The organism is Rhizobium sp. 01L419 (genome assembly GCF_056400025.1).
Map to the genome: position 1 here is coordinate 1 of NZ_JBFTSM010000019.1, position 13196 is coordinate 13196.

Sequence of the window (13196 nt, forward strand, 5' to 3'; positions counted from 1 at the left end):
CTGCCGAGGTTTTTATCGCACATTTGCAAGAAGCAAGGTGATCCCCTACCCTGCAAAACGGGCATGATGCACTTGGGTTAGGTTCTCCAGGGCTATTTAGTAATGCGACAGTTGGGCCAGTTAGAGATGCGACAGTCTCGCCTCTCGACCGCTGGTCAATGCCAACGTCGGGAGCAAGGATGACGATCTTCAGCCTGGTTGAGATCAGGAGCGGTCGGAGTCGTCATGTCCTGTTTGATCACCATGTCGCAGAAAGAATTGCATCGCCTCGAAGTCATTCAGAAGATCCGTGATCAGCGCCTGGGTGTCGTCCAGGCTGCCGAACTGCTTGGGCTCAGCCGAAGTCAGGTGCACAGGCTGCTGCAGGCCTATGACCATTCAGGTGCGGCCGGCCTGGTTTCGAAGAAGCGAGCGCGGCCCAGCAATCGACGCCACAGCGAGGAGTTTCGCAATGCGGCGCTGGACCTCATCCGCGAACGTTACGTGGATTTCGGTCCGACGTTGGCACGCGAGAAGCTGATCGAGCTGCACCGGATCTCGGTGGCCAAGGAAACGCTGCGGCAATGGATGACCGAGGCCGGCATCTGGATCTCGCGTCGCGAGCGCAAGAAGCGGGTTTTCCAGCCACGCGGCCGGCGCGACTGCTTTGGCGAACTGGTGCAGATCGATGGTTCGCATCACTGGTGGTTCGAGAACCGTGGTCCCAAATGCGCCCTACTCGTTTATATCGATGACGCCACCGGCAAGCTCTTGCATCTACGGTTTGCCGGATCGGAGAACACATTCGACTATCTGCACGCGACCAAGGCCTATCTGCAGCAATGGGGCAAGCCGCTGGCGTTCTACAGCGACAAGCATGGCGTTTTCCGCAGTACGCATGCGTCGGAGAAAGACCGGACGAGCGGCCTGACACAGTTCGGTCGGGCGCTTTATGAGCTGAACATCGACATTATCTGCGCCAACACCCCGCAGGCCAAAGGCCGTGTGGAGCGCGCCAATCAGACGCTGCAGGATCGCCTTGTGAAGGAATTACGGCTTCGCGGTATCGATACGATTGAGGCAGCCAATGTCTATGCGTCAGAATTTATTGCGGATTTCAATTCCCGTTTTGGTAAACCGCCACGCAATCCGAAAGATATGCATCGGCCACTGGCCGATCATGAGAACCTTGACGGCGCCATGTGCCGCAAGGAAGTCCGCACGCTGTCGCAGGCCCTGACATTGCGCTACGACAAGGTCTTGTTCATTCTCGATCCGACTGACCTTTCCAGGTCCCTGGCGGGTAAGAAGGTCGTCGTCTGCGACTATCCGGATGGCCGTCTGGAGATCATGCACGAGAGCTTCGCCATGCCCTACAGAACCTTCGACAAGTTGCGATCGGTGCATCGGTCCGAAGTCGTTGAGAACAAGCGTTTGGACGACGTGCTGTCGATCGTCGCTGAGCTGCAGGCTGGGCGCCAACAGCAACGTAGCAAGAGCGGCCCTCGCCGCACTGGCCAGACGGATCATATGTTTGGGATACCGGATGGCAGCACGAGCAATGGCTATCAGAAGCGCGGTCGCAAGCCTGGTCGGCGGACGGATTACATGAACGATCCGGAAGTCATTGCCAAAAGGCAGAAGGCACTGGCTCGGATGGAAGCGGCGGAATGAACGGGTGTGGACATAGTCTCAAAGCTAAAGCCGAAGGGGGGCGCCCCTCACCCGCCCCCGCTCCTCCGTTGCAACCCGGCCCAGCCGGTCGGATCGGGGGCTGACCGGCAATGCCAGTGTCGCATCTCTAAATGGCTGGCGGCGTCGCAGCCATAATCAGCTTTGACATCATGCAGCCAGGGCACATTCTATTTTTAAGCGCGACATGCCAATGATATCAACGGCTTGCTCTGAACTTTTAAAATCTCCCCACTCCCATGTTTGAACGGCTAAGCGATCGTGGATGGAATTGATGGCGATGAGTGAGTGCGACCTACAGCGGATCGAGCGCTGAAAGTGATCGACGCACGGCATGGCGATGATTTGTGGCGAAGCGTCAATCACGGAAAATAGACATTGATGTGAGATGCAACTTGTCTGATAGTTCGATCAACATCACACACCTCTCCATGCCATCATCTGAGCGGAATGCTTTAAACATATGAAATTCCCTATTTTTTCGCGGTTCCTGGCAGCGATAACGCTTGTTGCAACCTTCACGTTAGGGCAGCCAGCCTATGCGGAAAACCCGTCCGCACCCTGGCCACAGACGCTGAGCGACCTGCCGGCGGAATCCGGCATCCGATTCGGCACGCTCGAAAACGGCATGCGGTTTGCGATCATGCGCAACGCCACGCCGCCTGGACAGGCCGCGATCCGCTTCCGTATCGGATCCGGCTCGCTGGACGAGAACGAAGATCAACAAGGTCTGGCGCATTTCCTCGAACATATGGCATTCAAGGGCTCGACGCATGTCGCCCAGGACGAGATGATCCGGATCCTGCAGCGTAAGGGCCTGGCCTTCGGGCCGGATACCAATGCCAACACCTCCTATGACGAGACCGTCTATGCGCTCGATCTTCCAGAAGTCGACGCGGACACGCTTTCAACCGGCCTGATGCTGATGCGCGAGACGGCGAGCGAGCTGACGCTGGATGCCGGCGCCTTCGACCGGGAGCGCGGCGTCATCCTGTCGGAAGAGCGGCTGCGCGACACGCCGCAATATCGTGCCGCAATCGGCGTCACGAACTCCCTGCTCGCCGGCCAGCGCGTTACGATGCGCTCACCGATCGGCAAAGTCGACATCATCAGCAATGCGCCCGTCGATCTGCTTCGCGATTACTACCACACCAACTACCGGCCAGAGCGCGCAACGCTGATCGTGGTCGGCGATGTCGACCCAGCCGCAATCGAGACCCAGATCAGGCAGCGTTTTGGCGACTGGAAGGTCGCCGCTCCGGCCCCGCAGAAGCCCGATCTCGGCATGCTGAAAGCGAAAGGCGAAAGCGCCGAGGTCATTCCGGTCCCCGGCGGCACAACGAATGTGCAAATCGCCTGGACGCGTCCCTATGACGCCTCACCCGACACGTTCGCCAAACGCCGGGCAGAATTGGTCGAGGATCTCGGTCTTCTCGTGCTCAAACGCCGGCTGAGCGCCATGGCCAACAGGGCCAACGCGCCCTTCATCAGCGCCGCCGTCGGTTCCCAGGATCTTTTCGACTCCGCCCGCATCGTCGTCATCATGGCGAATTCCGAGACGGACAAATGGCAGCCGGCACTTGCGGCCATCGACCAGGAGCAGCGCCGTTTCCAGCAATTCGGCGCCGAGCAGTCAGAGCTCGATCGCGAAATCATCGAATACCGCTCGCTTCTGCAGGCCGCTGCGGCCGGTGCTGCGACACGCACGAGTCCCGACATCGCTTCCATGCTGGCGAGTAGCGTCGATGACAAGCAGGTCTTCACCTCACCCGCGGAAGATCTGTCGATGTTCGAGACCATGACGAAAGACCTCACAGCGGCCGAGGTCAACCAGACCCTCGCGCAGGTCTTCTCCGGCAACGGTCCGCAGCTCGTGCTGCAGACGGCGCAAGCGCCGCAGGGTGGTGCCGGCGACATCCGCCAGGTCTATGACACCTCCCTCGCCGTTCCGGTTACGGCGCCGTCAAGTGCGGCAGCCGTCGTCTGGCCCTACGCGCATTTTGGCGATCCCGGCACGGTCGTCGAACGACGCGTCGTCGAAGATCTCGGTCTGACTATGGTGCGCTTTGCCAACGGCGTGCGGCTCACCGTCAAACCGACCAAGCTGCGCGCCAACGAAGTGCTTGTCCGCGAGGATATCGGCCACGGCCGGCTGGACCTGCCGAAAGACCATCCCCTGCCCATCTGGACATCGCCGGCCGTCGTGCTCTCTGGCACCAAGGCCATGGATTATCCGGATCTGCAGAAAGCACTGGCAGCGAAGATCGCGGGTATCGACTTTTCCGTGGGCGACAGCACCTTCCAGTTCACCGGTCAGACGCAGACGGAGGATCTTGCGACGCAATTGCAGATCATGACCGCCTACACGTCCGACCCGGCTTACCGGCCGGAAGTTTTCAAGCGCGTCCAGCAAGCCTATTTGAACAACCTCGATCAGTATGAGGCAACGCCTGGCGCCGTCATCAGTCGCGATTTTGCCGGCCTCGTGCATTCCGGCGATCCGCGCTGGAGTTTTCCTGATCGGGCGCAATTGTCGGCCACGAAGCTGGAAGATTTCGAAGCGCTGTTTCGGCCCCATATCTCCACTGGACCGATCGATATCACTATCGTCGGCGATATAACGGCGGACGAGGCAATCCGTCGGACCGCAGAAACCTTCGGCACCCTGCCGGCCCGTGCAGACACGACACTGGACAATGCGGCAAACGAGGTGAATTTCCCCGCGCCCACTGGAAAACCGGTCATGCGGACCCATAGCGGCAGAGCCGATAATGCCGCGGCCATCGTCGCTGCTCCTGTCGGCGACATGCTTTCGGATATGCAGCGGGGTTTTGTGGCCAACGTCGCTGGCCAGATCTTCGAAAACAGGCTGATCGACCAGTTCCGTATTGCCGAAGGCGCGACCTACAGTCCGCGAGGCGCCATGGACCTGTCATGGGACATTCCCGGCTATGGCTACGCCTATCTCTATGTCGAGACGACGCCGGCCAAGGTCGAAAATTTCTATGCGCTCGTGGACAAGATCGCTGCCGATCTGCGATCAAACGATGTCTCGCCAGACGAACTTGTCCGCGCCCGAGCGCCGATTATCGAGACATTGAAGCACCAGCAGCAGAGTAACGAATATTGGGTGCAATACCTGAACGGCGCTCAAACGGACCCTCGGCGTCTGGAGCGAATACGAGACAATCTCATCGGCTACGACAAAGTGACTGCCGAAAGTATCCGCCAATTTGCCACGACCTACTTCCAGCCGGATAAATTCTGGAAATTCGAGGTGCTGCCGGCAGCGGTACGATAGGCACAGCGTGCTTCAGAGCAGGATCCCGGACACGTGCTTCGGGATCCTTTCCAATTTGCTTCATCATACCGGTTGATGCCTGACAATGACGAGCGGGATTGTCTGTGTAAAAACGTCGAGATCGTTTTGATGGCGAAGCTGCGCTCAGCTGGCTAGATGCCCAAACGAATTTTACCGGTCTTCGCATGGCATCCGATCATTCTCATCCCATCCAGGAATATGCGCGCGTCGTGCGCGAGAAAAATCTTTTGAAGCTTCGTCTTCTTTCGGTCGACCGGCAGCTTGCCACGGCCGGCGGCGCCTGGAAATCCTATCTGGAGGAGACACGCCTGTCGATCATCGAAGCGATGCTTGCGCTTGAGGAAGAGGGCGACGGCTATCTCTTGCTGATGCGCAAGGACGGCTCGGCGTAGGTTCCCTTCAGGCCGAGGCGAAGGGATGCGAGCGCCCTCTCCGCCTCCTCGATCTCCTTAAGCACCAGGCGCTGCTTGCGATGATCCATTCCGCCACCAGCGAGTGCGGCATCCACCAGTTCAAGCACATCAGTCGCTTCGACGACCACGCGCGTCGCACCTCTCTGCAACGACGCGACAGGCTCTGCGTGTTCCACACCGGAAGAGCGCTCCGCAGCAACAAAGATGCTTCCCTCGAGGAGATAGGATGCGAGGCGTGGATCGGGCACGACTTCCAGCAGATTCTGGATTTCGTCAGCGGAAAAACAGGTTCGGCTGATCAAGCGCGAGTGAAAGGCCGCGTAGTTCATCCCCAGCGCGGCGGCGACAATATCCACCGGGTAGGCTCTCTCTACAATGAGGATCGTGTAGACGATGTCTGCGAAGGCACGGCCGCGTTGCATCATGATCGCCCCCAGGCTCTGTTCCTGCAACTATAGCGGAAGCCGCGTCAAAAGGGAGAGGCTGTTTTGATATCGCATACGTCGGGGCGATGCTAACGCGGCGCCTCGGCAGGAGACACCCCACCTGCCGGGGAAAGGCCACCTGCCTCCGGGTCCGCCAAGGCGGGTGGCCGGACCGCATCGATGCGCCCTACCCTTTGGCTCGGTTTTGCGATTTTCGCCCGCGAGGCGTCGCTTTCGGGACGGCACTCGGATCTTTCTGGTCTACTCTGTCATAGGCAACGGCTGCGGGAGGAGCTGCTGGCGCGCTGCCCTGATTTCAACGGAGGAGACGGAAATGAGCAAGAACCGTGGCGTCGTCTATTTGCGGCCCGGAAAAGTGGAAGTCCGCGACATCGACGATCCGAAACTCGAGGCGCCGGATGGCCGCCGTATCGAACATGGCGTCATCCTGAAAGTCATCTCCACCAATATTTGCGGTTCGGACCAGCACATGGTCCGTGGCCGCACCACAGCAATGCCGGGCCTTGTGCTCGGACACGAAATCACCGGCGAGATCATCGAAAAAGGCATCGACGTGGAAATGCTCGATGTCGGCGACATCGTGTCCGTGCCCTTCAATGTTGCCTGCGGACGCTGCCGCTGCTGCAAATCTCAGGACACCGGTGTCTGCCTGACGGTCAATCCATCGCGTGCCGGCGGCGCCTATGGCTATGTCGACATGGGCGGCTGGATCGGCGGCCAGGCTCGTTATGTCACGATCCCCTATGCGGATTTCAATCTCCTGAAATTCCCCGACCGCGACAAGGCGATGGCCAAGATCCGCGATCTCACCATGCTGTCCGATATCTTGCCGACCGGCTTCCATGGCGCCGTCAGAGCCGGAGTCGGCGTCGGATCGACCGTCTATGTCGCGGGCGCCGGCCCGGTCGGCCTTGCCGCCGCTGCATCGGCCCGCATCCTTGGCGCGGCTGTCGTCATGATCGGTGATTTCAACAAGGATCGCCTCGCCCATGCCAGCCGTGTCGGCTTCGAGGCTATCGACCTCTCGCAGAGCGACCGGCTGGGAGACATGATTGCCCAGGTGGTCGGCACCAATGAAGTGGACAGCGCGATCGATGCCGTCGGCTTCGAAGCGCGTGGACATTCCGGCGGAGAGCAGCCGGCGATCGTGCTGAACCAGATGATGGAAATCACCCGCGCCGCCGGCTCGATCGGCATTCCCGGCCTCTATGTCACGGAAGATCCGGGCGCGGTGGACAAGGCGGCCAAGGAGGGAAGCCTGTCGTTACGCTTCGGCCTTGGCTGGGCGAAGGCGCAGTCGTTCCACACCGGTCAGACGCCGGTGCTCAAATATAATCGTCAGCTCATGCAGGCGATCCTGCATGACCGTCTTCCGATCGCCGACATCGTCAATGCGAAGGTGATTTCACTTGAAGATGCCGCCCAAGGCTATGAAAGCTTTGACCAGGGTGCTGCGACAAAGTTCGTTCTCGACCCGCATGGTGCAATAGCCAAGGCCGCCTGATCGACACGGTGTGCCGGGGCGGCAAAGTCCCGGCGCTCCCACCTGCAAAGATGACCAGCCGTGCCTTCCCTGCATTGGCGCGCGGCACTCACTGCTCGCGGAATGTATGGCTGATCTGATCCATCAGCGGCTTCGTCATGTATGAGATGACGGAGCGATCCGCGACCTTGATGAAGACTTCCGCCGGCATGCCGGGATAGAGCTTCATGTTGGTGAGCTTCCCGAGGCTCGCTGGCTCCGGCTTGATGCGCACGGGATAATAGTCGGCGCCGCTGCGCTGCTCGGTAACGACATCGGGAGAAATCGATATGACATCGCCCTTCACTTCCGGCGTCGTCCGCTGGTCGAAGGCGCTGAAGCGGATATCGACTTTCTGGCCGAGCGTGAGCTGATCGATATCGCGCGTGGCGATCTTCGCCTCAATGGTCAGATCACGCTGATCGGGTGCCAGCAACATCAGCACTTCACCGGGATTGATGACGCCGCCGACGGTATGAACCGTGAGCTGATAGATGCGGCCATTCATCGGCGCGCGCAGTTCCAGCCGGTTCAACTGATCGACGGCGGCGATGCGGCGCTCCTGCGTTTCTGAAATCTTGCCCTCGACATCCGTCAGGTCCTTGGAATTCTCCGTCCGGCGATCCTCGTCGAGCTGCAGGATCTGCAGATTGATCTCGGCGATCTTGCCTTCGGCCTGCGCCCGCGACGACAGGCGCTCGCCGCGATTGCCGTCGAGTTCGACACGCTGGCGCTTGAGGCCGTTGATCTTCTGCATGGTGACGATCTTCTGATCGTAGAGCTTGGCGGCGGCATCATATTCCTGGTCGATGAGCCGGGTGGCCTCGTCGATCGACGCGAGCTGCACCGTATCACCCTTTATCTCCTCGGCGAGCTGCGCCTTGCGCTCTTCCAGCTGCTTGCGCATGCCGACGAGCGACGACCGGCGGGCATTGAAGAGCTGGACTTCGCCGTCTACGAGGTTCCTGTTGGCCGCGATATCGATGTCCTTTGCGACAATATCATCCGCGGAGAATTCCGTTGCGCCGACGCCTTCAGCCTGCAAGCGGGCGCGGCGGACATAGAGCTGGGCAAGATTGCTGTCGATGATAGCAAGATTGGCCTTCACCGAGGCGCTGTCGAGACGCAGGAGAACATCCCCAGCCTCGACATGAGCCCCTTCCTTAGCCATCAGCTCCGAGACGATGCCGCCGGTCAGATGCTGAACCTTCTTCACGTTCTGGTCGATAATGACAGTGCCCTGCCCGACCACGGCATTCGAAAGCGCCGTCGATGCAGCCCAGCCGCCCATGCCACCGACAAGGGCGACGGACAAGGCCCACACGGACAGGATATGGCGGTTCAGTGAGTGTTGCGATTTCATCCTCATCGGCTTCGCTCCGGACTGTCTCCAACGACCTTCAGAGACGCCTGTCTTGGCTGCTCGGTCTGATTTTCGGTGCTGATCACCTTGGCGAGCACCAGATCCTTCGGCCCGAAGGCCAGCGCCTGGCCGTCGCGCATGGCCAGAACCAGATCGACGCTCGAGAGCGTGCTCGGCCGGTGGGCGACGACGATGACGATGCCGCCGCGCCGGCGAACGCCTGATATCGCGCCGGCCAGTGCTATCTCGCCGTCAATGTCCAGATTGGAATTCGGTTCGTCGAGCACGACGAGGAAAGGATCGCGGTAGAGTGCACGGGCGAGCGCAATGCGCTGACGCTGGCCAGCCGAGAGCATGGAGCCGCCCGGCCCTATTTCCGTTTCGTAGCCCTTCGACAGCCGCAGGATCAGTTCGTGAACGCCGGCGTTGCGCGCTGCTGCGATAATCTCCTGCGCCTGTGCATCCTTGCGAAAGCGCGCAATGTTCTGAGCGATGGTGCCGGCAAAGAGTTCCACATCCTGCGGCAGGTAGCCGACATGACGTCCGAGCGAGGCGTCATCCCACTGGTCGAGTGCTGCGCCATCGAGGCGCACCGACCCGCGATGCACGGGCCAGAGGCCCACGAGTGCGCGCACCAGCGAAGATTTGCCCGAAGCGCTCGGGCCAATGATGCCGAGTGCGCTCCCTGCGCGCAGCGTGAAACTGACACCCTGGACGACGAGTTCTTGCCTGCCGGGCGGGCCGCTCGAAACTGCCTCGACGGCAACCTCACTGGAAGGCGTCGGCAGGGCAAGCGGCGAAACCGTCTCGGGCAGCAGTGCCAGCATCTGGCGCAGCCGGTCCCAGGACTGCTGGGCCGCAACAAAGCCCTTCCAGTTGGCAATCGCCTGCTCGACGGGTGCCAACGCCCGCGATGTCAGGATCGAAGCGGCGATGATGATGCCGCCCGAGGCCATGTTTTCGATGACGAGCACGGCGCCGGCGGCAAGCACCGCCGACTGCAGCGTCATGCGGAAGATCTTCGAGACGATCGCGTAGCCGTTGACCGTATCGGAATTGCTGCATTGAACATCACGGTAAGCATCATTGCGCGCCGACCAACTATCGGCGAGCTCGTCGGCCATGCCCATGGCCTGGACCACTTCTGCATTGCGCTGCGCAGCACTTGCGAGCGCATTCCTCTCGGTCGCGAGTTCATAGACTTTCTTGGCTGAAGCCTGCGAGCTGCGGTTCGTCAGATAGGTCAGTACCAACAGAACCAGCGCACCGCAGATGGCGATGATGCCGATAATCGGATGGAACAGGAAACAGATGCCGACATAGAGCGGCACCCAGGGCAAATCGAAAAAGGCTGCCGGGCCTGAACTGGACAGGAAGCTGCGAACCTGATCGAAGTCGCGCAGCGGGGAAAGGCCGTCACCGGCCACCCTGCCCTTGAGCGGCGCTTTGAGCGTCGTCTTGAAAACACGGCGGCTCATCACCTCATCGAAGACACCCGATATCCGGACGAGAATGCGTCCGCGCACGAGATCGAAGGCACCGTGAAAGGCATACAGCAGCAGCGCCAGAAGGGCGAGCGCAATCAGCGACGGGATGCTGCGGCTCGGTATGACGCGGTCATAGACCTGCAGCATGAAGAAAGAGCTGGTGAGATAGAGCAGATTGACCAGTGCGCTTGCGACGCCGACGGCGATCAAGCCGCCGCGGCTGCGTCGCATCGCTTCTGCAGCGAGGTCCTTCCCGCCTTTCTGAGCTGGCGAGATGCTAAGTCCGTTCAATATCAGATCTCCGTGGAACGCTTGGACTGATTGTACAGGCAAATCAGCCATGGCTTCACAAACATATTGTGAGCAATACAATATGGTTAATGAATGGTTAATACATCATAACTTTGGCGGATTCCACTGTATAAAGTCAAATTGCTTTTGAAGGGAATCACTATACCATCAAAGCAATAAATTCTACTTTCAGGCGAGGATTACAATAATGGCCCAAGCTATTAGAATTAATGATGTTATCGACTCTTTCGGAATTGATACACACATCGATTATACGGATGGGAAATACTCTAATATCGCAGAAGTTGTTAAAGCCTTGGGGTACCTCGGCCTCGACACGGTTCGCGATCATGCTCCCACCCCTGCCTCCGATCCCTATGGTCAAGGCCATCTCGGGGATGCGGCGGACGCCGGCGTGAAATTCGTTTTCGTCTCGGGGCGCGATGACACTCCCGCCACCGTCGTCCAGCGGCTGCATGCCTTCGTGGAGGCGCATCCCGGTTCGATCGTCGGCATCGAAGGCCCGAACGAGGTCAATAACTGGCCGGTCTCCTATAAGGGATTGTCGGGAGAGGCAGCGGCGCTTGCCTATCAAAAGGACCTGTTCAACGCTGTGAACGCCGATCCGCTGTTGAAGGACATTCCGGTGCTCGGCTTTACCGGTTACACGGTGGCCTCATCCAACGATTACACGACGATCCACACCTATGCGAAGGAGGGCGACCAGCCCTTCTCCTGGCTCCAGCGCGAATCGGGCGACCAGATGCAAGCCGATTCCGGCAAACCGCTCACCGTCACCGAGATCGGCTATCACACGTCGCTTTCGGCCGATACCAATGGCGGATGGGAAGGCGTCGACGAGGCGACGCAGGCAAAGCTGCTTCTCAACACGCTGATGGACGGCGCCTTTCTCGGATCGAAGGGGACCTTCATCTACCAGCTTCTCGACGCCTATTCAGATCCGCAGGGCTCCGACCAGGAAAAACATTTCGGGCTGTTTCGCCTGGATTACTCCCCCAAACCGGCCGCAATCGCGATCCACAATCTAACGGAAATTCTTGATGATAACGGCGCAACCCAGGCAAGCTTCAATCCGGGGGCGCTCAATTATTCAATCAGCGGGCTGCCATCGACGGCGCGCAGCTACCTGACGGAAAAATCTGATGGCAGCTACCAGATCATCATCTGGAACGAGCCCGATATCTGGAACCAAACGACCGACACCGCAATCCAGGCGGCGACGAACAGCGTCAACGTCAACCTCGGCGGGGCTTTCGGGGCGGTACAGGTCTACGATCCGCTGACGGGCAACACACCGATCAAGAGCTTCAGCAACATATCCTCCCTGAATGTGGATGTGGTCGACCATCCGATCATTATCAACATAGCAGCCGGATCCGGTGCGCCGCAGGAGCCCGGCCACATCTATGGCGGCACAGGAGACGACGTCTTCACTATCACCGCCCCGACCGATATTGCCGACGAAAGCCGCGGCGGCGGGACCGATACCGTCATGTCGTCGATCACCTTCAGCCTGGCGGACAAGGCGCATGCGATCGGGGCCATCGAGAACCTGACGCTGACCGGAAATTCCAGTATCAACGCCACGGGCAATGAGCTCGACAATATTCTCGTCGGCAATTCTGCAGCCAACGTGCTGGATGGCGGCGCAGGCGCGGACCGCATGCAAGGCGGGGCTGGCGACGACACCTATATCGTCGACAACGCCTATGATGTGGTGATCGAAGCTGGCGGGTCCGGCAAGGATATCATCAAATCCTACGTTTCCCTCAACCTCGCGAACAAGGACGATGTGACCGGAACCGTCGAGAACCTGACCTTGATCGGGTCGGCGAATGTCGATGCGACCGGCAACGCTTCGAACAATATCCTCACCGGCAATGCCGGGAACAACGACATCGACGGCGGCAAGGGTGACGACCGGATGCTCGGTGGTCTTGGCAACGACACCTACAAAGTGGATTCGACAGGCGACATCGTCGACGAAACAGGTGGCAACGGCACTGACACCGTCAACGCGTCCATATCCTTCAATCTGGCAAATACGCTCGGCACGGTCGAAAATCTGAAGCTCACGGGCTCGTCGGCAATCAATGCCACAGGCAATGCCGGAAACAACATTCTGACTGGAAATACCGGAGATAACGTGCTTTCAGGCGGCGCCGGAAGCGACCAACTCATCGGCGGCAACGGCAACGATATCCTGAATGGCGGAGCTGGAGCCGACCACTTCGTTTTTAATGTCAAGCCCAACGCCTACGGTAACATTGACAGGATCGAGGACTTTTCGGAAAGCGCCGGCGACAAGATCGTGCTTGACCACAACATCTTCACGGCGATCGATACGGCGAATTTTTCCGCCGGAAACTTCGTGCTCGGCACCAAGGCTTTGGACACGAATGATCGACTGATCTATGACCAAACGGCCGGAAAGCTTTTCTACGACGCGGACGGAAGCGGGCGCGGCGCTGCCGTGCAGGTCGCAACGCTCTCCAATCTGGCGACGCTTCATCACGACGATTTCCTGTTCCTCTAAAGTCAAACTACCTCAAGCGGCGGACCTGCATGGGGCTCCTTTCCGGAGCCCCTTTTTCTGCTTGTCGCATACCGGGCATGGACACATTGTCGATGCGCCCCACCGGCCAGGCGGAGAGACCACT

The 13196-nt window shown here is 59.5% G+C and carries 8 protein-coding genes; 5 read left to right on the forward strand and 3 right to left on the reverse strand.

Features of this window, described 5'->3' with window-relative positions; genetic code table 11:
* The first annotated feature begins 225 nt into the window (after window positions 1-225).
* The 3 genes from AC1DUP_RS29305 to AC1DUP_RS29315 all read left to right on the forward strand — a co-directional run bounded on the left by AC1DUP_RS29305 (window position 226) and on the right by AC1DUP_RS29315 (window position 5385).
* Entirely contained in the window at window positions 226-1653 is a 1428-nt protein-coding gene (locus AC1DUP_RS29305; protein WP_477836213.1) for an ISNCY family transposase, read from the forward strand.
* A gap of 481 nt (window positions 1654-2134) precedes the next feature.
* Entirely contained in the window at window positions 2135-4972 is a 2838-nt protein-coding gene (locus tag AC1DUP_RS29310; protein ID WP_477836215.1) for a M16 family metallopeptidase, read from the forward strand.
* A 185-nt stretch (window positions 4973-5157) separates the two neighbouring features.
* Complete coding sequence (locus tag AC1DUP_RS29315; protein ID WP_113310088.1) at window positions 5158-5385, forward strand: hypothetical protein; 228 nt, start codon at window positions 5158-5160, stop codon at window positions 5383-5385.
* Here the strand turns inward: AC1DUP_RS29315 and AC1DUP_RS29320 are convergent.
* Window positions 5349-5858, reverse strand: a complete 510-nt coding sequence (locus AC1DUP_RS29320; protein WP_477836217.1) for a phage regulatory CII family protein — start codon at window positions 5856-5858, stop codon at window positions 5349-5351. The genes AC1DUP_RS29315 and AC1DUP_RS29320 overlap by 37 nt on opposite strands.
* 307 nt (window positions 5859-6165) lie before the next feature.
* On the opposite strand from AC1DUP_RS29320, the gene fdhA reads away from it, so the two are divergent.
* Complete coding sequence (gene fdhA, locus AC1DUP_RS29325) at window positions 6166-7356, forward strand: formaldehyde dehydrogenase, glutathione-independent (RefSeq protein WP_477836219.1); 1191 nt, start codon at window positions 6166-6168, stop codon at window positions 7354-7356.
* A gap of 88 nt (window positions 7357-7444) precedes the next feature.
* Here the strand turns inward: fdhA and AC1DUP_RS29330 are convergent, their stop codons facing one another.
* Together AC1DUP_RS29330 and AC1DUP_RS29335 are read right to left on the reverse strand one after the other, a co-directional pair.
* On the reverse strand, window positions 7445-8743 hold the full coding sequence (locus AC1DUP_RS29330) for an HlyD family type I secretion periplasmic adaptor subunit (RefSeq protein WP_113295533.1): 1299 nt from the start codon (window positions 8741-8743) through the stop codon (window positions 7445-7447).
* The gene (locus AC1DUP_RS29335; protein WP_477836355.1) at window positions 8740-10455 is read right to left on the reverse strand and encodes a type I secretion system permease/ATPase; all 1716 of its coding nucleotides are present in this window, start codon (window positions 10453-10455) and stop codon (window positions 8740-8742) included. The genes AC1DUP_RS29330 and AC1DUP_RS29335 overlap by 4 nt, the downstream gene beginning before the upstream one ends.
* 268 nt (window positions 10456-10723) lie before the next feature.
* Here AC1DUP_RS29335 and AC1DUP_RS29340 point away from each other — a divergent pair, with 268 nt between their 5' ends.
* Window positions 10724-13072 (forward strand): calcium-binding protein, encoded by a 2349-nt coding sequence (locus tag AC1DUP_RS29340; RefSeq protein WP_113295534.1) that lies wholly within the window; start codon window positions 10724-10726, stop codon window positions 13070-13072.
* The last annotated feature ends 124 nt before the right edge of the window (window positions 13073-13196 follow it).